The following is a 20,670-nucleotide window of genomic DNA, read 5'->3' on the forward strand; positions in this document are numbered from 1 at the left end:
GGTTATACGCCCTGGCTGACAGAGCTCATATTGAAATCGGGGACGCGCAGCGCCGGCATCGCCGCCCTGGTGAACCAGTCGCCCCACTCCCTGGGCAGCGTCTTCTCCGTACGGCCCGCCTCCGTCGCCCGGCCCAGCAGGCCCACCGGCGACTCGTTGAACCGGAAGTTGTTCACCTCGCCGGTCACCTCGCCGTTCTCGACGAGATAGACACCGTCCCGGGTCAGGCCCGTGAGCAGCAGCGTCGCCGGGTCGACCTCCCGGATGTACCAGAGGCAGGTCAGCAGCAGTCCGCGCTCCGTGGCCGCGACCATGTCCTCCAGGGAGCGGTCGCCGCCGCCGTCCAGGATCAGGTTGTCGATCGCGGGCGCCACCGGCAGCCCGGTCAGGCCCGCGCTGTGCCTGCTGGTCGTCAGCCGGTTCAGCTCACCCTCGCGGATCCACTCCGTGGCCGACAGCGGCAGCCCGTTGTCGAACACCGACTGGTCGCCGTCCGAGGAGTGGGCGATCACGAACGGCGCCGACTCCAGACCCGGCTCGTGCGGATCGCTCCGCAGGGTCAGCGGCAGCTCGGCCAGCTTCTCGCCGACCCGGGTCTCACCGCCCGGCTTGGAGAACACCGTGCGCCCCTCGGCCGCGTCCCGCCCCGAGGCCGACCACAGCTGGTAGATCAGCAGATCCGACACCGCGGTCGGCGGCAGCAGCGTCTCGTACCGGCCCGCGGGCAGCTCGAGCCGCCGCTGCGCCCACCCCAGCCGTACGGCCAGCTCGGCGTCGAGCGCCGCTGGGTCGACGTCCTTGAAGTCCCGCGTGGCACGCCCCGCCCACGCCGACCGCGTACGGTCCGGCGACTTGGCGTTCAGCTCCAGCGTTCCGTTCGGCTGGTCGTGCCGCAGCCGCAGCCCCGCCGATGTGCCGAGGTAGGTGGAGACCAGCTCGTGGTTCGCGAACCCGTACAGCTCCCGGCCGCCGGCCCGCGCGCGTGCGAACGCCTCGCCCAGTGCCGGGGCGAAGTCGGCGAACACCGCGGAGGAGGTCTCCACGGGTGCCTCGGTGAACTCGGGGGACGGGTCCACGCCCGTGACCAGCGGCTGCGCGTCCTCGGCGGGGCCCGCGGCGCGCGCGGCGTCCTCGGCGGCCCGCACCAGCGGCTCCAGCTCGTCCACGGTCACCGCGGACCGGGACACCACCCCGGACGCCGTGCCCTCGGCACCGTCCACCATGGCGATCACCGTGAGCGTGCGCCCGCGCGTCACACCGTTCGTAGTCAGCGCGTTGCCCGCCCAGCGCAGATTGGCGGTCGACTCCTCGTCGGCGATCACCACACAGCCGTCCGCCCGGGACAGTTCGAGAGCGCGCTCGACGATCTCGTGCGGCTTGTTGGTGCGTGCGCTCATCGCCCGGCCTCCTGCGTGGTGTTCAGAATGTTGACTCCCTTGAAGAGGGCGGACGGGCAGCCGTGCGAGACCGCCGCGACCTGTCCCGGCTGGGCCTTGCCGCAGTTGAACGCGCCGCCCAGGACATAGGTCCCCGGGCCGCCGACCGCCGCCATGGAACCCCAGAAGTCGGTGGTCGTGGCCTGGTACGCGACGTCCCGCAGCTGCCCTGCCAGCCGCCCGTTCTCGATCCGGTAGAAGCGCTGGCCGGTGAACTGGAAGTTGTACCGCTGCATGTCGATCGACCACGACCGGTCACCTACGACGTAGATGCCCCGGTCCACACCCCCGATCAGGTCCTCCGTCGACATCCCCGCCGGATCCGGACGCAGCGACACATTGGCCATGCGCTGCACCGGCACATGACTGGGGGAGTCCGCGAACGCGCACCCGTTGGACCGCTCGAAGCCGGTCAGCTTCGCGATCCGCCGGTCCAGCTGGTAACCGACCAGCGTGCCGTCCTTCACCAGGTCCCAGGACTGCGCCTCGACGCCCTCGTCGTCGTAGCCGATGGTGGCCAGTCCGTGCTCGGCGGTGCGGTCGCCGGTGATGTTCATCAGCTCGGAGCCGTACTTCAGCTTGCCCAGCAGATCGAAGGTGGCGAACGAGGTACCGGCGTACGCCGCCTCGTAGCCGAGCGCGCGGTCCAGCTCGGTGGCGTGCCCCACGGACTCGTGAATGGTCAGCCACAGGTTGGACGGGTCCACCACGAGGTCGTAGAGCCCCGGCTCGACGCTCGGTGCCCGCATCTTCTCTGCGAGCAACTCCGGGATCCGCTCCAGCTCCTCGTCCCAGTCCCAGCCGGTGCCCCGCAGATACTCCCAGCCACGGCCGACGGGCGGCGCGATCGTGCGCATGGAGTCGAACTCGCCGCTGGAGTCGTCGACGGACACCGCCGTGAGCACGGGGTGCAGCCGCACCCGCTGCTGCGTCGTCACGGTCCCGGCCGTGTCGGCATAGAACTTGTTCTCGTGCACCGTGAGCAGCGAGGCGTCGACATGGTCCACCCCGCTCGCGGCCAGCAGCCGGATGCTCCACTCGGCCAGCAGCCCGGTCTTCTCCCCGTCGGGCACGGTGAACGGATCGATCTCGTACGACGACACCCAGGTCTTCTCGGAGTGCACCGGCTCGGGGGCCAGCTCCACCCGCTCGTCCGACCCGGCCGCCCGGATCACCTGCGCGGACAGCTTCGCCATCGCCACGGCCCGCGAGGCGACCCCGGCGGCGGCGTCCGGGGTCAGATCCACCCCGGACGCGAATCCCCAGGTCCCGCCGTGCACCACGCGCACCGCGTAGCCCAGGTCGGTGGTGTCCGACGACCCGGAGGGCTTGGCGTCCCTCAGCCGCCAGGAGGCACTGCGCACCCGCTCCAGGCGGAAGTCCGCGTGCTCCGCCCCCAGCGACCGCGCGCGAGCGAGCGCGGCGTCGGCGAGGGCGCGCAGTGGCAGCGCCAGGAACGACTGATCGACTTCATGGGGCACGGGTGCATCCCTCCGGGGCCTGCCTGCGGTGACCATCGGAGGCAGTGAACCATGTCACGCCACTCGAGATCCTCCGGAAAAGGGATCCGGCGGAAGGAAGGAGGGCGGCGATTACTACCGCGCGGTGGGCCCGCAGCCGCCCGCCGCTCGCCGCCGCGATCCGCGGGCAGTCGTGCCGCTGGGGCGGCACGGGTGGGCGCGACGGCACCCCGCTAGCGCCGGGCTGCGCAGACACCCCCCCGGCCAGCACCCACGCGGTGAAGAAGAAGTGCGGCTCAGTCCTCACCCGCCCCACGAACGGCGGGAGCTGATCGACGCCCCTCGCGGCCTGCGCTTCCCGAGCAACTTCCGTACCCGCCCGCCGGCGTCACGTGCTACGCGACCTCGCCGTCCAGAGAGGCGTCGGCCGCGAGTGTCGCGAACGCTGCCCAAGCCCCCGGCGCGACAACGAGAGGACGGACGCGCTTGTCCTTGGAGTCGCGGATGTGGACGGCCTCGGGGCGCACGGCGACCTCGACGCAGTTGTCGTTCTCGCTGCCGCTGTAGCTGCTCTTGAACCAGCTCAGCTCGTAGGCGGTAGTCATAGCGCTCCTCGCATCTGTTCCAGCAGCGTCACGGTAGCCCGACAGTCCAGGGCTTGGGAACGCAGCTTGCCATAGCGCTGGAGCAGGACACTTACATCCTTGGGTGCGGAGATCAGGCTGCTCGACCGCTGGCCTTCGGTGTAACCGAGCCACTGATGAGCGGTTGTCTCCGCGAGGTACATCTGACCGTCAATGCCGCAGTGGTCCTCTTGGACAGTGGACATGATCTGAATCTCGACATTGCGTCGCGTGCCCATCTCAAGCAGGCGATCGATGACTTGCCTGGTGACATCGCGTCCTCCCATGCGCCGGGCTACGACGCTCTGTTCGATGACGAAGCTGAACGCGGTGTTCTGATTGGCGGAGATGAGCTGCTGCCGTTCCAGCCGAGACGCGACCTCACGTTCGATCTGTTCCTCGGACGCCGGTGGTAGTCGCCGGTCGAAGATGGCCCGGATGTAAGCCTCAGGTTGCAGCAACCCTGGAATCGCTCGGCACTCGTAGGCATACAGAGAGACCGCATCTTCCTCAATCTCCGCCCACTGTCGAAACCAGGAAGCCAACACCGCCCTCCGCGTGAGACTCTTCGCCGCCGCAGTCAGGACCTTGACCGCGGCCGACCCCAAGGCCTCCTCCGCCCGCGCGGGCAGGTCCGCCGGCGGGAACCGCTTCCCCTGCTCGATCTTGGCGACGTACGCGGCCGAGTACCGTACCCGCACCGCGAACTCCTCCTGTGTCAGGCCGGATTCCTCGCGCAGGGCCTTGAGGACCGCGCAGAAGGTCTTCAGACTGTCGGAGAGTTCCGCCTCCGTGCCGTTCGCGATCGCGCCGCCGTTCCCGCCTCCGCCGTGGTCCGCCCTCATCGCCGCGTGCCTCCCGTGTCCGCGTCTCCACGCCTCGCTCAACCCCGCGCGACCCGCAAGGAGTCACGGGGAGTTACCCACCCAGTCCAGAGTGTGCACCGATACAGTCGCGCGTGTATGGGTGTCGTCCCTGTTGAGGGCCGGGAGCGGCCCGGAACGCTGGCCGCATGCCAGCACCACGGGCCCAAGAGGCCGTAACCGTAAGTGTGTTCGCCCAGCGGTTCTCCGCGACCCGCCGCGGCGCGCGACTCGCCCGCAGACTCGCCACGCACCGCCTCGACCTGTGGGGCCTGCCCTACGGCAGCCCGGCCTCCGACACCGTCACCCTCGTCGTGGCCGAACTCGCTTCCAACGCGGTCCTCCACGGCCACGTCCCGGGACGGGACTTCGAGTTGCGGCTTACGTACGACAGGTCCGCGGGCCTCGTCCGCGTAGAGATGTCCGATACCCACCCGGGGCGCCCGGAGATTCCCGAGCCGGCGGGCCAGCCGTCCGCGGACACCGACGGCGGGAGGGGCCTGCTCCTGGTGGAAGCCGTCGCCGACTGCTGGGGCGTGGCCGGACGGAGGGGGCCGGGCAAGACTGTGTGGGCCGAGTGCGCGGTCGGCGTCGCGGGCGGCCAGCGTCCGGTTCAGCCGTAGTTGACGATCACCTGGAGAGCGAGCTACGTCTCCAGCCGGTCGGCACCGCACAGGCCCCCGGCGCGGTCCCGGTCTCCCGCCTCGGCCTCGGGCGTGACGCCACGGTCGGTGACCTCCTGCTCGTCCAGACGAACGGCCCGACGACACCCCGGTCACCCCAGTCGGCCTGGAGTGAGCCCGGCCGCGGCCTTCACCCGCGCACCCTGCGAAGAAGGGACGTCGCGCCCAGCATGACGACCGTCGTCGCCCAGGCCCTGCACACCGCAGCGACCGTCCTGCGGGAGGAAGCACCCCAGGACGGCATGGTCTCCCGCCGTCGGCGAGGCCCTGCGCCTGCGCATCGGGGGCAGGCCCGAGCCGCAGGACCGCAACTTCTCCCTGGAATCTGGCGGCACATCGTCGACCTCTCGCGGCCCTGGCGAAACCTGGCCGCGGACATCGAAGCCCTGGCCGAGTCGGTCGACACCGCGCGTGGCGGCGGCACTCCGTGAAAGCGGCCGCTACGGGCCAGATGTAGGTACCCTCGGGGATGTGTACGCACAATCTGCCTGCTGTGAGGTGAGCGCGGTATGAGCACCATTTCCGTCCGCGAGTTCTCGTACAACCCCAGCGCGGTCTTCGCCCGCGTCGAGATGGGCGAGGCGATCGAGGTCACCCGGCACGGCAACGTGATCGCGATACTGTCACCAGCCGGCAGCCCCATGGAGCGGTATGCGCACCTGGTGGCGCAGGGGAAGATCAAGCTGAAGCCGGTCACCGCCGCCGAGCGTCACAGCATGCCGCACTACGAGGTGCCGGAACACGTCGACCCCGTGGCGCTCCTACTGGCCGAGCGCGAAGAGGGCGACCGTTGATTTACATGGACACGTCCGCGCTGGTCACCTGGATGACCCGGCGCAGCCACTGGGGCGCGCTGGACGCATTCCTCCAGGAACGGGCCACGGAGCCGCTCGCCACCAGCACGCTCGGCTTCGTGGAGACCGTACGGACGCTGGACCTCATGGGGCACTTCCCGAAGGCCATGGAGGATCTGGACGCCCGGATCACGGAGATCCTCCTCACCCGTGAGGTCCGTGACGCGGCGGCTCTGCTGGTCGGACGTCTGAGGACGCTGGACGCGGTTCATGTGGCGAGTGCCCTCTCCCTGAGGGACGACCTCACCGCCGTGGTGACCTACGACCGCAGGATGCTCGAGACCGCTCGCGCCGAAGGGCTGTTGGCTCACGCACCGGGTATGGCGGACTGACCGGGGCCACGAACTGTAGGAACCCGACAGGAGGCCGCGGGAGCCACTGTGGGTGCCCGAATGTCCCGGGCCGTACCGGGACCGATAGGTTTCGGTGAAGCCGCCTGTCATCCAGGTGTCCGGGCGGGTGGACCAGACCGCTATCGAAAGGGTGATCCGTTGAGCCGCTCGGTTCTCGTCACCGGAGGCAACCGGGGCATCGGCCTCGCCATCGCCCGCGCGTTCGCCGACGCCGGCGACAAGGTCGCCATCACATACCGCTCGGGGGAGCCGCCGGCCGCCCTCGCCGAACTGGGCTGCCTCGCCGTCAGGTGCGACATCACCGACCCCGAGCAGGTGGAGCAGGCCTACAAGGAGATCGAGGAGGCGCACGGCACCGTCGAGGTGCTCGTGGCCAACGCCGGCATCACCAGGGACCAGCTCCTGATGCGCATGTCCGAGGAGGACTTCACCTCGGTCGTCGACACCAACCTCACCGGCACCTACCGGGTCGTCAAGCGGGCCAACCGCGGCATGCTGCGCGCCAAGAAGGGCCGTGTCGTGCTGATCTCGTCGGTCGTCGGGCTGCTCGGCTCCGCGGGGCAGGCGAACTACGCCGCCTCCAAGGCCGGCCTCATCGGCTTCGCGCGTTCCCTGGCCCGTGAGCTGGGCTCGCGCAACATCACCTTCAACGTCGTCGCGCCCGGCTTCGTCGACACCGACATGACCAAGGTGCTCACCGAGGAGCAGCGGACGGGCATCGTGTCCCAGGTGCCGCTGGGCCGGTACGCGAAGCCCGAGGAGGTCGCCGCGGCCGTGCGGTTCCTTGCCTCGGACGACGCCTCGTACATCACTGGAGCCGTCATTCCCGTTGACGGCGGACTGGGAATGGGTCACTGAACACCATGAGCGGAATTCTCGAGGGCAAGCGCGTCCTGATCTCCGGAGTGCTGATGGAGTCCTCCATCGCCTTCCACGCCGCCAAGCTGGCCCAGGAGCAGGGCGCCGAGATCATCCTGACCGCGTTCCCGCGGCCGACCCTGACCGAGCGCATCGCCAAGAAGCTCCCGCGGCCCACCAAGGTCATCGAGCTCGACGTCACCAACGACGAGCACCTGGGCCGACTGGCCGACGTGGTCGGCGAGGAGCTCGGCGGTCTCGACGGCGTCGTGCACTCCATCGGCTTCGCCCCGCAGGACGCCCTCGGCGGCAACTTCCTCAACACGCCGTTCGAGTCGGTGGCCACGGCCATGCACGTCTCGGCGTACTCCCTGAAGTCGCTGACCATGGCCTGTCTGCCGCTGATGCAGAACGGCGGCTCGGTCGTCGGCCTCACCTTCGACGCGCAGTTCGCCTGGCCGCAGTACGACTGGATGGGCCCGGCCAAGGCCGCCCTGGAGGCCACCAGCCGCTACATCGCGCGTGACCTGGGCAAGCAGAACATCCGCTGCAACCTCATCTCCGCGGGCCCGCTCGGCTCCATGGCCGCCAAGTCCATCCCGGGCTTCGGCCAGCTGGCCTCCGTGTGGGACACCCGTTCCCCGCTGGAGTGGGACCTGAAGGACCCCGAGCCGGCCGGCCGCGGCATCGTCGCCCTGCTGAGCGACTGGTTCCCGAAGACCACGGGCGAGATCATCCACGTGGACGGCGGTCTGCACGCCATCGGCGCCTGACGGACGCCTCACGAGGGCCCGCGTCCCGCAGGGGAGCGGGCCCTTCGGCATGTCACCGCGGAGAGGGGCGGCCCCGGCGTCGGTCAGCCGCCGGAGGACGGGCCGAGGCGTCCAGGACGGCACACGAACGGATAGGAGGCGGCCTCCTCGGCCGCCGTCGCCGCGTCGCCCGCGCGGATCGCGTCCACCAGCCGCCCGTGGTCCATGTGCGTCTCCGGGGACATGTCCTCGCCCACGTCCTCGCGCAGCCAGTCCCGCAGCACCTCGCTCAGGTCCGCGTACATCGCGGTCATCACGTCGTTGTGCGAGGCGGCCACCACGGCGAGGTGGAACGTCGCGTCCGCCGCGACGAACGCCTCCGCCTCACCCGACTCCCAGGCCTCCTCGCGGCGCAGCAGCCGGGTGTCGAGCTGCTTGAGGTCCTTCTCCGTACGGCGCTCGGCGGCCAGCCGTGCCGCGGCCGACTCCAGGGTGGAACGCAGCTCCGCGATATGCCGGGGGTCGGCGCCGGCGAAGCGCCGGTGCATCACGCCCGCCAGCTCGCTCGTCGCCACGACGTACGTGCCCGAACCCTGGCGGATGTCCAGCAGCCCGTTGTGCGCCAGCGCGCGCACGGCCTCGCGGACCGTGTTCCGGGCCACACCCAGCTGCTCGACCAGCTCCGGCTCGGTCGGGATGCGCGCGCCGACCGGCCACTCGCCCGAGGTGATCTGCGCCCGCAGAGCGGCGATGACCTGCTCGGACAGCGCGGAACGACGCGGATGGCTCAGCGGCATGACACACCTTCGCACGACGGGGGCACCGCATGGCGACCTCGGCATCGACATCGACAACCAATCATCCCATGATTCTATGATGGACCTCATGGCTAGCGAGGAAACCCGGACGCTCACGTCCACGACCGTACGCGCGCCGGCCGCGCCGCCGTCGCGGAAGACCCCCGGGGACGGCGCCGGGCGGGGGTGGCGGACGCGGCTGATCGTCGTCGGCATCGTGCTGGCCGCACTGAACCTCCGCCCCGCCATCACCAGCCTGGGCGCGCTGCTCGAGGAGGTCCGCGACGGACTCGGCATGAGCGGCAGCGTCGCCGGACTGCTCACCTCCGTGCCCGCGCTGTGCTTCGCCGTCTTCGGCGTCACCGCGCCCCGGCTGGCCCGCCGCTTCGGGGCCGGAGCCGTGGTGTGCGCGGGCATGATCGCCATCGGCGCCGGCCTGCTGATACGTCCGTACACCGGCGGTACGGCGGCCTTCCTGGCCACCACCGCTCTCGCGCTGATGGGCATCGCCGTCAGCAACGTCCTGATGCCGGTCATCGTCAAGCGCTGGTTCCCCGACCGGGTCGGCTCCATGACCGGCCTGTACTCCATGGCCCTCGCCCTGGGTACCGCCTCGGCGGCGGCGGTGACCGTGCCGCTGACCGGCGCGCTGGGCGGGAACTGGCAGTCCGGCCTCGCCCTGTGGGCGGCCCTGGCGGCCGCCGCCGTACTGCCGTGGATCCCGTTCGTACGGGAACGGGGCGGGGCGGGGGCGTCCGCCGAGCGCACACCCGCGCGGGACGGGGACGCCCCCGCGCCCCCGCTGCGCATCACCCGCAGCGGTACCGCGTGGGCTCTGGCCCTCTTCTTCGGCCTCCAGGCCACCGCCGCCTACATCACCATGGGCTGGATGCCGCAGATCTTCCGCGACGCGGGCGTCCCCGCGGGCACGGCCGGGCTGCTCCTCGCCGTCACCATGGTGATGGGCGTACCGCTGGCCTTCGTCATACCCCGCCTCGCCACCCGGCTGCCCCACCAGGGCCCGATCGTGCTGGCCCTGGGCCTGAGCGGCCTCGCCGGATACGCGGGCCTGTACTTCGCACCGGCCGCCGGCGCCTGGGCCTGGGCCCTCCTGCTGGGCGTCGCCAACTGCGCCTTCCCGCTGGCGCTCACCATGGTCGGGATGCGGGCCAGGACCAGCGCGGGCGTGGCCCAGCTGTCGGCCTTCGCGCAGAGCACCGGCTACCTGATCTCCATCCCGGGCCCACTCCTGGTGGGCGTCCTCTACCAGCACAGCGGCGGCTGGGACCTGCCGATCGCCTTGATGGCGTGCCTGATGATCCCCCAGACGCTCGCGGGCATCCTGGCCGGCCGCGACCGCACGGTGGAAGAGGAAGCAACGGCCCCCTGACCCCCCAGGGGCGCGGGGAACTGCGCGAACGGGGGTCCGGGGGCAGAGCCCGGGGGACGGGACGGGAAGGTGCGGCGGGGGCGAAACATCTGCACGCCGGCATCGCCCGACTGCCCACCAGGGCACCCCACGGCCCCGCCGAGAGCCCCCGAAGCCTGCCGCAGGCGACAAGGGTGCGAAACTTGCCCCATGCCAGTCCTCGACCCGAACCCCCAGAACGGCCAGAAGAAGATGCTGCTCGTCCTCGGCGCGTTCTTCGCCATCTTCATCGTCATCGGCGTGGTCGCCACCGTCCTCGCACCCTGACGTCGCCCACCCCCCGGCGCCCGTGGTGGTGCCGGCACCCCCATCCCCTAGGGGGCCAGGCTCAGGGTCAAGTGGGTGGGTCACCGGATGGGTTGGCGCCCGGACGGTCCGTAGCTTCGAGATGTGGCCGCGCATCGCGGGCACGGACCGTACGAGGAGCGGAGGCCCCCATGCCGGCGCGCACGCACACCCGGCCCGACCCGGCCCCCCGGAGCTGCGTCGACACGCGGCTGCCGTGGTGGGCCCTGGCCCTGCCCACGCTGGCCTTCGTCGCGCTGCTGACCGTGATCCTCAACCCCGCCGAGGCCCACGCCGCTGCCGGTGAGCCCGCGATCGCGCATCTTCTCGAGCGCGCGCGGGAGCTCATAAGCCGCTGAACACCCCCGGAAGCGCTGGTCAACTCCCTGCGCCTCGTGGCCTGTTTCGTGCGAAGCTGGGGTGCATGAGCGTCGCAGAACCCCGCAGGATTGTCCTTTTCCGGCATGCGAAAGCCGACTGGCCCCCGGTGTCCGATCATGAGCGCCCGCTCGCCGAGCGGGGCCGAACGGATGCCGCGGTCGCCGGACGCAAGCTCGCCGATACCGGCATCGCCTTCGATCTGGCCCTGTGCTCCACCTCGGTCCGCACCCGCGAGACCTGGAAACTCGCGGTCCACGAGTTGCCGCAGCGGCCGAAAACCGTCTACGAGGAGCGGATCTACGAGGCCTCGCCCGGCGAGCTGATCGCCCTGCTCAACGAAACCCCCGACGACGCGCAGAACGTCCTCCTGATCGGCCACAACCCGGGCATCCAGGGGCTCGCTGACATCCTGGCAGGCACGGCCGAGGGCGACGCCCGCGAGCGCATGAGCCGCCGCGGCTTCCCGGCCGCCGCGTTCGCCGTGCTGTCCTTCACCGGCTCCTGGAAGTCCCTGGAGCCCGGCGTCTGCACCCTGGTCGACTACTGGGCGCCGACCGAGTGACACCCGGCCGCGGGGCAGGGTGACGGATCCGGCCCCGCGGCTCAGCCCACGTCGAGCGTGTCCGCCGCCTCGACCTCTTCGCGCGTGACCCCCAGCAGGTAGAGGACCGTGTCGAGGAAGGGGAAGTTCACCGCCGTGTGGGCGGCCTCCCGCACCACCGGCTTGGCGTTGAAGGCGACACCGAGCCCCGCGGCGTTCAGCATGTCCAGGTCGTTCGCACCGTCACCGATCGCCACCGTCTGCGACAGCGGCACCCCCGCCTCGGCCGCGAACCGGCGCAGCAGCCGTGCCTTGCCCGCCCGGTCCACGATCTCGCCGGTCACCCGGCCGGTCAGCTTCCCGTCGACGATCTCCAGCGTGTTCGCCTGGGCGAAGTCCAGCCCCAGCCGCTCCTTGAGATCGTCCGTGACCTGGGTGAAGCCGCCCGAGACCACACCCACTTGGTAGCCGAGGCGCTTCAGCGTACGGATCAGGGTGCGCGCGCCGGGCGTCAGCCGCACCTCGCTGCGCACCTTGTCCACCACGGAGGCGTCCAGTCCTTCCAGCAGCGCCACGCGCGCGTGCAGCGACTGCTCGAAGTCCAGCTCCCCGCGCATCGCGGCCGCCGTCACCTCGGCGACCTTGTCCTCGCACCCGGCGTGCGCCGCGAAGAGCTCGATCACCTCGTCCTGGATCAGTGTGGAGTCCACGTCCATGACGACCAGGCGCTGCGCCCGCCGGTACAGCCCGGCCCCGACCACGGCGATGTCGACCCCGAGCCGCGCCGCGTCGGTCACCAGCGCGGTCCGCAGCGGCTCCGTCTCCACGCCGGACACCGCGAACTCCACCGCCGTCACCGGGTACTTGGCGAGCCGGAAGATACGGTCGATGTTGCCGCCGGCCTTGGTTATCCGCGCGGCGATCGACGCGGTCGCCTCCGAGGTGAGGGGGTGGCCCAGCACGGTGACCAGGGAACGGCCGAGTCCGCGCGGACGGTTGTCGCCCCTGCCCGAGATGATCTCCGCCTGCATCCTCATGGACTCCGCCCAGCTGTGGACGGTCGCCCGCAGATCTCCTTCAAGCCCCTTGGCCGGCTCGCTCACCAGCGCGCACAGCACGATACGGCCACGGGTGACAACCTGCTCGATGTCGACCACGTCGACCGCGTAGGCGGCGAGGGTGTCGAAGAGGCCGGCCGTGATGCCAGGCCGGTCCTTTCCGAAGATCTTGACCAGGAGAGTGGGAACGTCGGAGGTCTGCGATGCGCTCATGGTGCCTCCCACCGTATCCACCACACCCCACCCCCCGCCCCCCAGGTCCACTACCCGGACGCCCCCCACAGCTGCGATCACCTGCCGCAGCTGCGGGCAGTCGTGCCGCCGAGGCCACCCCCCACCCCTACGCCCACCCGCCGTAGCTGCGGGCAGTCGTGCCGCTGGGGCGGCACGGGTGGGCGCAGCGGCACCGGCAAGCGCCGTTAGTGAAACCCCGTACGCGAGCCGTATCGCCGGGCGGCGTTCATCCGTGAGCGACCGCCCGCCGGCCTGCGCGGAGCCGGAGGCGGCGGGCAGTCGTGCCTCCCCCAGTGCCTTAAGGGCCTGGGAGGTACCCCCAGGGCGGCACAGGTGGTCGCAGCGGCACCGGCAAGCGCCGTAAGTGAAACCCCGTACGCGAGCCGTATCGCCGGGCGGCGTTCACCCGTCACCGACCACCCCCCGGCCTGCGCGGAGCCGGCGGCGGCGGTGGCGGCGGAGGCGGCCCCTCGTCCGGCCACAGCGGCGGCCGTTCCCCGCCCGCAGACGCCTCGTCACGCCGGTCACGCGAACCGCGCCGCGGACCACGCCCCGGCGGCGCAACGGGCCCGATCACGGTCGGCGCACCGTAGACATCGTCCGGCCCCCCACCGTCGTCAGCGCCCGCAGCCGACGGAACAGGCGGCCGGGAATCCTCGGGCGGCTCCCTCAACGACTCGGCCGGCACCCGCAGATACGGGTTGGTGTCCGGATTCGGCGGCCGATAAGGAGCCCCCGGCGCGTACGGCCCCGCCCCGGCCGGCACCGCCACTCCCCGCCCCTGCTCCCCGGCACCCCCCGCGCCCCCGGCACCCCCGGCCCCCTCAGCCCCCCTGGCCCCCTCGGCCACCCCGTCACCTCCCGCCAACCCCGCCACCCGCACCCCCGCCGCACCGCTCGCCCACGTCAGCAGCCCCCCGACCCCACCCGCCCCCGCCCCCCACACCGCACCCAGCAGCAGCGCCATACCGAGATGCCCGCCCACCTCGATCCCCGCCCCGAACGCGTCAAACCCGAGCACGGACAGCGACGCATCCGCAGACACCTCCGTCACCCACACCAGCAATGGCAGCGTCAGCGCCATCGCGGCCCCCAGACGCACCGCACACCGCCCCGCGAAGCCCCCCGCTCCCCGCCGCCCCCCGGCCACCGGCGTCCGCAACGCCGTCAGCACCCCCGCGAGCAGCATCATCAGCCCGGCGGCCACCCCCAGCAGCCACACCCGCCCGTCGATCTCCGCCAGCCGCCCCAGCGTGACGGGCTCCTCGGAGCCGACCCGCAGAAGGTCGTCCACGGGATGCGGCAGCACATCGAGCAGGGCCCCGCTCGCCCGCCCGTCCCACGGGACGAACAGCCCGAGCGGAACCCCGAGCCAGACCCCGTTCGGCGCCCCCAGCAGCGCCGCCCCCGCGATCCGCCGGGGGTGGTCGTCGCCGATCGCCGCGTACGCCGCCGCGGCGCAGCCCGCCGCCACGGCCACCAGCAGCACCGTGACCACCGCGGAGACCGCCGGCCGCACGACCCGGTGCACGGCGTCCCAGCCGCGCGGCAGCGGCGTACGGCGGGACGCCAGCAGTGCGACGAGCAGTACGCCGGCCGACCAGCCGAGACCACCCAGGACCGTCGGCACCGCGTCCACGGTGAACCCGACCGCGGCCTTCGCCTCGACGAGGTCACCCACCCGGTCCGGCAGCAGCCCCCCGACATCGCCCAGCCCGGGGATCTCCACCCCGCCACCGCCCACGCCCGGCAGATCGTCCAGCCCCAGGGAGCCCCCGTCGAGGGTGATGACGTCGTGCCCCGCCCAGACCAGCCCGCCCGTCATCGCCACGAACAGCGCCACCACCGTGCCCGCGCGGGCGAGGAGTTCGGCGGGGGAGACCACAACTCCCGCCGCCCGCAGGGACCGTAGGAAGAAGGTCGACAGCAGCAGCGCCCCCACCAGGCTCACGCCCAGCGGTGTGACATCGATGGCCGTTGCGGCCTCCGCGCCCGACAGCCCGAACACCGACACATCGCCGGACGGCGTGACCGAGCCGCCCGCCCCCAGCGCCACCACCGCGGCCGTCATCGGCCCCAGCGACCCGGCCGCGTCCGCGCCCAGCAGATGCAGTCCGGCCGCCGCCGTCCCCGCCATCCCGATCAGGGACCAGCTCACCGCGGCGACCGCGGACACCACCACATCGACCCACGGCACGCGTGTGCCGGCCCCCGCGGCGCCAACACCCGTCGCAGTACTCATGGCAGACCCCCCGATCCGCGGCGCGGTGAGAAGACCGCGCATGTCCCCCTCGCGTGGTTTACCACTCTCCGGGCCGATTTCAACCCCGCGGGAGTCGCTCTGTGGACGCGTTGGTGCGCGCTCGTGACAAGGCCCGACTTTCGGTCAGAGGGCCGCGCCTGAAATAGTTCCCCCCGATGTTCGACATCCCTAGACTCCCTGCGATGGGGGAAACTCGGGGGACAACTCAGTGGGGCATGGAGTGCCGGAACTCGTACTGGAATCAAACGGACGTACCTGGACGCTCGATCCGTCCAGGGCCTACACCCTCGGACGTGATCCGCAGGGGGACGTCGTACTGGACGACGCCAGGGTCTCCTGGCGTCACGCCACCATCAGCTTCAACGGGCGCAGTTGGGTCATCGAGGACCACGGCAGCACCAACGGCACGTTCGTGCAGGGGCAACGGATCCACCATCTGGAGCTCGGCTCCGACACGGTGCTGAACCTGGGCAACGCGACCGACGGACCGCGCGTGACGCTGTCCGGCGTCGGCGCCGCGGCCGCCGCGCCGCAGGCCCAGCCGCAGCAGCCGTACGCCGCGCAGGGCGCGAACGCCGGCTGGGCCCAGCAGGCGCCGCAACAGCAGCCGCCCGCCCAGCCCGGCTGGCAGCAGCCGCAGCAGGCGTCGCCGCAGCAGCCCGCGCCGCACATCCCGCAGCAGCAGGGACCCGGCAGCGGCGCGGGGGCGCCGCCGGTCTACGGCGACCGCAGCCCCACCACGTTCCACCAGTTCTCCCTGGGCCGCGTGATGCGGATCGGCCGTGCGCTGGAGAACGACCTGGTCGTCTCCGACCTCCAGGTCTCCCGCAACCACGCCGAGTTCCACTCGACGCCCGACGGCCGCATGGAGATCCGCGACCTCGGCTCGCACAACGGCACGTACGTCAACGGTCTGCCGATCGCCAAGGGCGGCTCCCAACTGCTCGGCCCCACCGACATCGTGGGCGTCGGTCACTCGACGTTCCGGATCGTGGGGGACCGGCTCGAGGAGTTCGTCGACACCGGTGAGGTGTCCTTCTCCGCACGCCATCTGACCGTCACGGTCGACGGCGGCAAGCAGATCCTCAAGGACGTCTCCTTCGGCGTCCCGGAGAAGTCGCTGATCGCGGTCATCGGCCCGTCCGGCTCCGGCAAGTCCACCCTGCTGAAGGCGCTCACCGGCTACCGCCCCGCCAACCAGGGCGAGGTCCTCTACGACAACCGGAACCTCTACAAGCAGTTCGCCGAACTGCGCCAGCGCATCGGTCTGGTCCCGCAGGACGACATCCTGCACAAGGAGCTGACCGTCAAGAAGGCCCTCACCTACGCGGCCAAGCTCCGCTTCCCCGCCGACACCACGGCCGCGGAGCGCGCGTCCCGCATCGACGAGGTGCTCCGCGAGCTCAAGCTGGACATCCACGAGGACAAGAAGGTCACCTCCCTGTCCGGCGGCCAGCGCAAGCGGGTCTCCGTGGCCCTGGAACTGCTCACCAAGCCGTCGCTGATCTTCCTGGACGAGCCCACCTCCGGCCTCGACCCGGGCATGGACCGCGACGTCATGCAGCTGCTGCGCGGCCTCGCCGACGACGGCCGCACCGTCCTGGTCGTCACCCACTCGGTGGCCGAGCTGGCGATCTGCGACAAGCTGCTGGTGATGGCGCCGGGCGGCTCGGTCGCCTACTTCGGTCCGCCCGAGGAGGCGCTGAACTTCTTCGGCTACGACTCCTGGGCCGATGTCTTCTCCGCCTTCGAGAACTACCGCGACTACGACTGGGCCGGCCGCTGGAAGGGCTCGCAGCACTACCAGATGTACGCCGCGGACATCGACGCGGTCGCGCCGCAGTCCGTACAGGTTCCGGCGATGCAGGCGATGAAGCCGCCCAAGCCGCAGGGATGGATGTCGCAGTTCGCCACACTGGTGCGCCGCTACGTCTCGGTGATCGTCTCCGACAAGGGCTTCCTCGCCCTGATGGTGATCCTCCCGGCGGTTCTCGGCGCGGTCAGTCTGCTCATCGACGCGGACAAGGGCCTGCTGCCCAACCCGCCGAACCCGCAGACCGGCCGGATCATCCCGAACGGCACGGCGACCACGGTCCTGCTGATCCTCGCGGTGGGCGCCTGTTTCGCGGGCGCCGCGAACTCCGTGCGTGAGCTGATCAAGGAACGGGTCATCTACGAGCGGGAGCGCGCCACCGGCCTGTCCCGCTCGGCGTATCTGATGTCCAAGGTGTTCGTGCTCGGCATGATCACCGTGCTGCAGGGCCTGCTGGTCGGTGTGATCGGCTTCTCCAGCCGGGAGATCCCCGAGGAGGGCCTGGTCTTCGGCGGCTTCACGCTGCTGGAGCTCTCGGTGCCGATCATGGCGCTCGGCTTCACGTCGATGATGTTCGGCCTGATCATCTCCGCGCTGGTGAAGACCGCCGAGAAGACCATGCCGCTGCTGGTGATGTTCGCGATCATCCAGGTCGTCTTCACCGGCTGTCTGTTCACGCTGCACGGCTCGATCGGCGTCAACCAGTTCTCGTTCCTGATGCCGTCGCGCTGGGCGGTCGCCGCCTCGGGCGCCACGCTGGACTTCAACAAGATCAGCCCGCCGGAGACGGCCGGGGACACCGACCCGCTGTGGGAGCACACGGTCGGGGCCTGGGCGATGGACATGGGCGCGCTCATCGTGCTCGGCGTGATCTGCGGCTTCTTCGTGGCCCGGTTCCTGCGTCGCCACGAGCCCGAGGTCATGCGCAAGTAGTCCGGGCCGTACGACAGTAGTCCGCGCCGTACGACCCCGAAGGGCGGCACCCCGTCAGGAGGGTGCCGCCCTTCGGCGTCTGTGTTCGCGTCAGAGGTCCGCGCCGACCTCAGTACGCGCTGTCGACGTTGTCCATGCTGCCGTACTTGTCCGCCGCGTAGTTGCAGGCGGCGGTGATGTTGGCGACCGGGTCGTAGATGTCCTTCGGGGTGCCCGGGACGTGGTACGCCTCGAAGGTCGGAGGAATCACCTGCAGCAGACCCTTGGACGGGATGCCGTTCTGGGCGTTGATGTCCCAGAGGTTGATCGCCTTCGGGTTGCCGGAGGACTCCCGCATGATGTTGCGGTGGATGCCCTCGTAGGAACCGGGGATGCCGTGCTTCTTCATGATGTCCAGGGACTCACGGATCCAGCCGTCGAGCGTGTTGCTGTACTTCTTCGGGGACGACTTGGCGGCGGCCTTCTTCACCGCGGTGCGCTCGGCGGCGCGGCTCGCGTCCTCCTTGACCTGGCGGGCCTTCTCCGCCTTGGCCTTCGCGGCGGCCGCGGCGGCCTTCTTCTCGGCGGCGGCCGAGGCCGCGGCCTCCTTCTTGGCGGCGATCTGCTCGACCTTCACGCTGGTGCCGGCGAGCTGGTCGTTGACGTCCGCCTTGACGCCCTGGATCGGCTTGGTGCTGTACGTGACGTTCGCCGTGGAAGCGGCGGAGGCCTTGGGCGTGCTGGTCGTGGCCGCGTCGCTCGGAACGGCCGAGACACCGATCGCGGCGGCGCCGAGGGCGGCGACACCGGCAACGGCGAGCTTGTGGTGACGGGTCAGGGCACGACTATGACCACGGGTGAGGAAGTTTTTGGACATGCGGATGTTCTTGGACATGCGGAATGGACCTCTTCGAATAGCGCGGAGGTCGCTCAACGTCCGGTGGGGACTTGGTGCTTCCGGCACAAACGCCGCGGGTTCACCACCCACGGCGCCGAGCGACGCAGCCATTCTTAGCGGTCGCAAAATGGCAGAGCAAAGGTGTGACGTACGAAGCCGGGTAGTGGATCAGGGAGGGACAAACAGGGTCAGAGCGGGCCGTATGGCCCGCTCATATGCCCGGTATGTCTCTCCTACTCCCCTTCGTACGTGATGTACGTCCTATGCCAGGCCTCACACGGGCCACCCATGGCCCTCACCGATAGTTGCTCCAGCAATGCTCTCGGTAAGCGGTTTGGATCACTCCGGAAGGAGCAGATGCACATCCCCGAACTCGTGCCACAGATAGCGCCCGTGCAGCGCCTCCTCGTACCCGCGGTCGATCGCCGCCCGCCCCGCGACCGCCTCCAGCATCAGCAGATGCGACGCCTCCGGCTCGTGCAGCCCCGTCAGCAGACCGTCCACCACCCGCACCCCACGCTCCGGAGTCACCACCAGACCGGTCCACCCCGACCGGGCCCGCACCACCCCGTCCGGCCCGGCGGCCGACTCCACGGCCCGCACGGCCGTCGTCCCCACCGCGATCACCCGGCCGCCCCCCGCGCGCACCGCGCCGATCAGCCGCGCCGACGCCTCCGGCACCGCGTACCGCTCCGGATACGGCGGCTCGTGCACCTCCGCCGACGCCACCCCCGTGTGCAGCGTGACCGGCGCGAACTGCACCCCACGGCTCACCAGCTCCGCCACCATCCGCGCGGTGAACGGACGCCCCGCGCTCGGCATCTCCGCACTGCCCGCACCGTCCGGCGACGGCAGCGCGAACACCGTCTGGTACGCCGACAACGGCTGGTCCCGCTCCGTATAGGCGTACCGGATGGCCCGCCCGTGCTCCCGCAGCAGCCCGAGCACGTCCCGCGACACACGCGCCCACCACAACCGCTCGCCCCGGGCACTCAGCGGCTCCTCCAGCACCAGCCGTGCGCCCCCGGTCAGCCGCACCTCCGTACCCGCGGGCGCACCCGCGCGCGCACGCGTGGTGCCGCGTCCGTCGGGATCCCGCAGCTCGACCGCCCAGCGACCGTCGTCACCGCGCGTGGAGAAGTGCACCACCACGCGCGCGTGCCCAATCCACCCGCCGACGGCCGCCGCCAGCGTGGGCGAGGTGTTCACCACCAGCAGGTCCCCCGCGCGCAGCAGGTCCGGCAGCTCCGCGAAGGCGTGATGCGACACCTCCGCACCCCGCGACACCAGCAGCCGCACCGCGTCCCGGTCGAGCCCCGGCCCGCGCTGCTCCACCGGCACCCGCGCGGACAGCTCCTTGGGCACCCGGACCGTCAGCGTCACCGCCGCTCCTCCAGCAGCGCGGGAGCGGCGTAGCGACCGCTCGCCGGCCGCTCGTCCAGCAACCGCAGAAACGCGGGCACCACACGGTCCGGCTCCGGCCGCGGATCGTCGTCGTCCGGTACGGCCGCGGCGTACAGGTCCGTCGCCATGTCGCCGGGATCGACCGACCACACCCGCAGCCCCGGCTCCTCCACCGCCAGCACCGCCGCCAGCTGGTCCAGCCCCGCCTTGGACGCCCCGTACCCGCCCCAGGTGGGATACGCCTCCGCGGCGGCGTCCGAGCTCACCGCGAGCACCGCCCCCGCGGGCGCCGCCCGCAGCAGCGGCAGCGCCTCCTGCACCAGCCCCAGCGCCGCCACCAGGTTCACCTCCAGCGCCCGCCGCAGGCCCTCCAGCGGCAGGTCCTCCAGCCGTACCAGCGGCTCGGCGCCCAGCGCGCTGGCGTTGTGCACGACCAGGTCCACCCCGCCCAGCCGCCACGCCGCCGCCACCAGCTCCGCGCGGTGCCCGGCGTCCGTGACATCCCCGGGCAGCGCGGTCACGCGCGTGCCGTGCGACGACACCAGCCCCGCCGCCTCGGCCAGAGGCACCGGACTCCGCGCGTCCAGCACCAGATCCCAGCCACGCTCCGCCAGCGCCCCTGCGAGCGCTTCCCCCAGCCCCTTCGAAGCCCCCGTGATGATCGCAACCGGCATGGTCACCCGTCCCCTCGTCGTCGACGCCGCGTGATCGGCGTGCCCCTCAACCTACGGACCGGCCCCCCGCCGTCGCCTCGGGCCGGGGACGCAGCGACC

At 71.3% G+C, this 20,670-nt stretch carries 21 protein-coding genes; 11 read left to right on the plus strand and 10 right to left on the minus strand.

What is annotated here, in order from left to right; genetic code table 11:
* Window positions 1-2: 2 nt before the first annotated feature.
* The 4 genes from AB0L56_RS26080 to AB0L56_RS26095 form a co-directional block, all read right to left on the minus strand.
* Window positions 3-1,397 carry a metallopeptidase TldD-related protein gene (locus tag AB0L56_RS26080; protein ID WP_365427101.1) on the minus strand — a complete coding sequence of 465 codons (1,395 nt, stop codon included), beginning with the start codon at window positions 1,395-1,397 and terminating at the stop codon, window positions 3-5.
* The gene (locus AB0L56_RS26085; RefSeq protein ID WP_365427104.1) at window positions 1,394-2,917 is read right to left on the minus strand and encodes a TldD/PmbA family protein; all 1,524 of its coding nucleotides are present in this window, start codon (window positions 2,915-2,917) and stop codon (window positions 1,394-1,396) included. The genes AB0L56_RS26080 and AB0L56_RS26085 overlap by 4 nt, the downstream gene beginning before the upstream one ends.
* 374 nt (window positions 2,918-3,291) lie before the next feature.
* The gene (locus AB0L56_RS26090) at window positions 3,292-3,501 is read right to left on the minus strand and encodes a DUF397 domain-containing protein (protein WP_365427107.1); all 210 of its coding nucleotides are present in this window, start codon (window positions 3,499-3,501) and stop codon (window positions 3,292-3,294) included.
* Entirely contained in the window at window positions 3,498-4,364 is an 867-nt protein-coding gene (locus tag AB0L56_RS26095; RefSeq protein WP_365427110.1) for a helix-turn-helix transcriptional regulator, read from the minus strand. Before AB0L56_RS26095 ends, AB0L56_RS26090 begins: the two co-directional genes overlap by 4 nt.
* A 167-nt stretch (window positions 4,365-4,531) precedes the next feature.
* On the opposite strand from AB0L56_RS26095, the gene AB0L56_RS26100 reads away from it, so the two are divergent.
* The 6 genes from AB0L56_RS26100 to fabI all read left to right on the plus strand — a co-directional run bounded on the left by AB0L56_RS26100 (window position 4,532) and on the right by fabI (window position 7,903).
* Window positions 4,532-5,005 (plus strand): ATP-binding protein, encoded by a 474-nt coding sequence (locus AB0L56_RS26100; protein WP_365427113.1) that lies wholly within the window; start codon window positions 4,532-4,534, stop codon window positions 5,003-5,005.
* Window positions 5,006-5,235: 230 nt separating this feature from the next.
* On the plus strand, window positions 5,236-5,496 hold the full coding sequence (locus AB0L56_RS26105; protein ID WP_365427116.1) for a hypothetical protein: 261 nt from the start codon (window positions 5,236-5,238) through the stop codon (window positions 5,494-5,496).
* A gap of 78 nt (window positions 5,497-5,574) precedes the next feature.
* A complete protein-coding gene (locus AB0L56_RS26110; RefSeq protein WP_365427119.1) occupies window positions 5,575-5,859 on the plus strand; it encodes a hypothetical protein in 285 nt (94 codons plus the stop codon).
* Between the two features lie 5 nt (window positions 5,860-5,864).
* On the plus strand, window positions 5,865-6,251 hold the full coding sequence (locus AB0L56_RS26115; protein ID WP_361035290.1) for a type II toxin-antitoxin system VapC family toxin: 387 nt from the start codon (window positions 5,865-5,867) through the stop codon (window positions 6,249-6,251).
* Window positions 6,252-6,410: 159 nt separating this feature from the next.
* Window positions 6,411-7,130, plus strand: coding sequence for a 3-oxoacyl-[acyl-carrier-protein] reductase (gene fabG / locus AB0L56_RS26120; protein WP_365427122.1), 720 nt, complete (start codon window positions 6,411-6,413; stop codon window positions 7,128-7,130).
* A 5-nt stretch (window positions 7,131-7,135) separates the two neighbouring features.
* Window positions 7,136-7,903, plus strand: coding sequence for an enoyl-ACP reductase FabI (gene fabI, locus AB0L56_RS26125; protein WP_365427125.1), 768 nt, complete (start codon window positions 7,136-7,138; stop codon window positions 7,901-7,903).
* Between the two features lie 83 nt (window positions 7,904-7,986).
* Here the strand turns inward: fabI and AB0L56_RS26130 are convergent, their stop codons facing one another.
* Window positions 7,987-8,679, minus strand: a complete 693-nt coding sequence (locus AB0L56_RS26130) for a FadR/GntR family transcriptional regulator (protein ID WP_365427128.1) — start codon at window positions 8,677-8,679, stop codon at window positions 7,987-7,989.
* A 79-nt stretch (window positions 8,680-8,758) separates the two neighbouring features.
* Between AB0L56_RS26130 and AB0L56_RS26135 the strand changes: the two genes are divergently transcribed.
* The 4 genes from AB0L56_RS26135 to AB0L56_RS26150 all read left to right on the plus strand — a co-directional run bounded on the left by AB0L56_RS26135 (window position 8,759) and on the right by AB0L56_RS26150 (window position 11,336).
* Complete coding sequence (locus tag AB0L56_RS26135; protein WP_365427131.1) at window positions 8,759-10,069, plus strand: CynX/NimT family MFS transporter; 1,311 nt, start codon at window positions 8,759-8,761, stop codon at window positions 10,067-10,069.
* A 189-nt stretch (window positions 10,070-10,258) separates the two neighbouring features.
* Window positions 10,259-10,375 (plus strand): SGM_5486 family transporter-associated protein, encoded by a 117-nt coding sequence (locus AB0L56_RS26140; protein ID WP_361035307.1) that lies wholly within the window; start codon window positions 10,259-10,261, stop codon window positions 10,373-10,375.
* A gap of 170 nt (window positions 10,376-10,545) precedes the next feature.
* Window positions 10,546-10,752: a hypothetical protein gene (locus AB0L56_RS26145; protein WP_361035310.1), complete on the plus strand. Its 207-nt coding sequence runs from the start codon at window positions 10,546-10,548 to the stop codon at window positions 10,750-10,752.
* Between the two features lie 65 nt (window positions 10,753-10,817).
* Window positions 10,818-11,336 carry a histidine phosphatase family protein gene (locus AB0L56_RS26150; protein ID WP_361035313.1) on the plus strand — a complete coding sequence of 173 codons (519 nt, stop codon included), beginning with the start codon at window positions 10,818-10,820 and terminating at the stop codon, window positions 11,334-11,336.
* Window positions 11,337-11,377: 41 nt separating this feature from the next.
* Here the strand turns inward: AB0L56_RS26150 and serB are convergent, their stop codons facing one another.
* Complete coding sequence (gene serB, locus AB0L56_RS26155; RefSeq protein WP_361035316.1) at window positions 11,378-12,586, minus strand: phosphoserine phosphatase SerB; 1,209 nt, start codon at window positions 12,584-12,586, stop codon at window positions 11,378-11,380.
* Window positions 12,587-13,016: 430 nt separating this feature from the next.
* The gene (locus AB0L56_RS26160) at window positions 13,017-14,849 is read right to left on the minus strand and encodes a streptophobe family protein (RefSeq protein ID WP_365427137.1); all 1,833 of its coding nucleotides are present in this window, start codon (window positions 14,847-14,849) and stop codon (window positions 13,017-13,019) included.
* Window positions 14,850-15,090: 241 nt separating this feature from the next.
* On the opposite strand from AB0L56_RS26160, the gene AB0L56_RS26165 reads away from it, so the two are divergent.
* Window positions 15,091-17,616, plus strand: coding sequence for an FHA domain-containing protein (locus AB0L56_RS26165; protein ID WP_365427140.1), 2,526 nt, complete (start codon window positions 15,091-15,093; stop codon window positions 17,614-17,616).
* A 109-nt stretch (window positions 17,617-17,725) separates the two neighbouring features.
* Here AB0L56_RS26165 and AB0L56_RS26170 read toward each other — a convergent pair whose 3' ends face one another.
* The 3 genes from AB0L56_RS26170 to AB0L56_RS26180 all read right to left on the minus strand — a co-directional run bounded on the left by AB0L56_RS26170 (window position 17,726) and on the right by AB0L56_RS26180 (window position 20,571).
* Window positions 17,726-18,472 carry a transglycosylase SLT domain-containing protein gene (locus AB0L56_RS26170; protein ID WP_361035372.1) on the minus strand — a complete coding sequence of 249 codons (747 nt, stop codon included), beginning with the start codon at window positions 18,470-18,472 and terminating at the stop codon, window positions 17,726-17,728.
* 360 nt (window positions 18,473-18,832) lie between these two features.
* A complete protein-coding gene (locus tag AB0L56_RS26175; RefSeq protein ID WP_365427143.1) occupies window positions 18,833-19,876 on the minus strand; it encodes an S-adenosylmethionine:tRNA ribosyltransferase-isomerase in 1,044 nt (347 codons plus the stop codon).
* The gene (locus AB0L56_RS26180; protein ID WP_365427146.1) at window positions 19,873-20,571 is read right to left on the minus strand and encodes an SDR family oxidoreductase; all 699 of its coding nucleotides are present in this window, start codon (window positions 20,569-20,571) and stop codon (window positions 19,873-19,875) included. The genes AB0L56_RS26175 and AB0L56_RS26180 overlap by 4 nt, the downstream gene beginning before the upstream one ends.
* Window positions 20,572-20,670 lie beyond the last annotated feature (99 nt).

Origin of the sequence: Streptomyces sp. NPDC052079 (assembly GCF_040680275.1) — a bacterium.
Taxonomy (GTDB): domain Bacteria; phylum Actinomycetota; class Actinomycetes; order Streptomycetales; family Streptomycetaceae; genus Streptomyces.

What these genes read in the sequence shown, in the direction of transcription:
- AB0L56_RS26080 (WP_365427101.1), bottom strand. Translation starts at nt 1,397, where the DNA reads ATGAGCGCACGCACCAACAAGCCGCACGAGATCGTCGAGCGCGCTCTC.
- AB0L56_RS26090 (WP_365427107.1), bottom strand. Translation starts at nt 3,501, where the DNA reads ATGACTACCGCCTACGAGCTGAGCTGGTTCAAGAGCAGCTACAGCGGC.
- AB0L56_RS26095 (WP_365427110.1), bottom strand. Translation starts at nt 4,364, where the DNA reads ATGAGGGCGGACCACGGCGGAGGCGGGAACGGCGGCGCGATCGCGAAC.
- AB0L56_RS26100 (WP_365427113.1), top strand. Translation starts at nt 4,532, where the DNA reads ATGCCAGCACCACGGGCCCAAGAGGCCGTAACCGTAAGTGTGTTCGCC.
- AB0L56_RS26105 (WP_365427116.1), top strand. Translation starts at nt 5,236, where the DNA reads ATGACGACCGTCGTCGCCCAGGCCCTGCACACCGCAGCGACCGTCCTG.
- AB0L56_RS26110 (WP_365427119.1), top strand. Translation starts at nt 5,575, where the DNA reads ATGAGCACCATTTCCGTCCGCGAGTTCTCGTACAACCCCAGCGCGGTC.
- AB0L56_RS26115 (WP_361035290.1), top strand. Translation starts at nt 5,865, where the DNA reads ATGGACACGTCCGCGCTGGTCACCTGGATGACCCGGCGCAGCCACTGG.
- fabI (WP_365427125.1), top strand. Translation starts at nt 7,136, where the DNA reads ATGAGCGGAATTCTCGAGGGCAAGCGCGTCCTGATCTCCGGAGTGCTG.
- AB0L56_RS26130 (WP_365427128.1), bottom strand. Translation starts at nt 8,679, where the DNA reads ATGCCGCTGAGCCATCCGCGTCGTTCCGCGCTGTCCGAGCAGGTCATC.
- AB0L56_RS26135 (WP_365427131.1), top strand. Translation starts at nt 8,759, where the DNA reads ATGGACCTCATGGCTAGCGAGGAAACCCGGACGCTCACGTCCACGACC.
- AB0L56_RS26140 (WP_361035307.1), top strand. Translation starts at nt 10,259, where the DNA reads ATGCCAGTCCTCGACCCGAACCCCCAGAACGGCCAGAAGAAGATGCTG.
- AB0L56_RS26145 (WP_361035310.1), top strand. Translation starts at nt 10,546, where the DNA reads ATGCCGGCGCGCACGCACACCCGGCCCGACCCGGCCCCCCGGAGCTGC.
- AB0L56_RS26150 (WP_361035313.1), top strand. Translation starts at nt 10,818, where the DNA reads ATGAGCGTCGCAGAACCCCGCAGGATTGTCCTTTTCCGGCATGCGAAA.
- serB (WP_361035316.1), bottom strand. Translation starts at nt 12,586, where the DNA reads ATGAGCGCATCGCAGACCTCCGACGTTCCCACTCTCCTGGTCAAGATC.
- AB0L56_RS26160 (WP_365427137.1), bottom strand. Translation starts at nt 14,849, where the DNA reads ATGAGTACTGCGACGGGTGTTGGCGCCGCGGGGGCCGGCACACGCGTG.
- AB0L56_RS26170 (WP_361035372.1), bottom strand. Translation starts at nt 18,472, where the DNA reads ATGTCCAAAAACTTCCTCACCCGTGGTCATAGTCGTGCCCTGACCCGT.
- AB0L56_RS26180 (WP_365427146.1), bottom strand. Translation starts at nt 20,571, where the DNA reads ATGCCGGTTGCGATCATCACGGGGGCTTCGAAGGGGCTGGGGGAAGCG.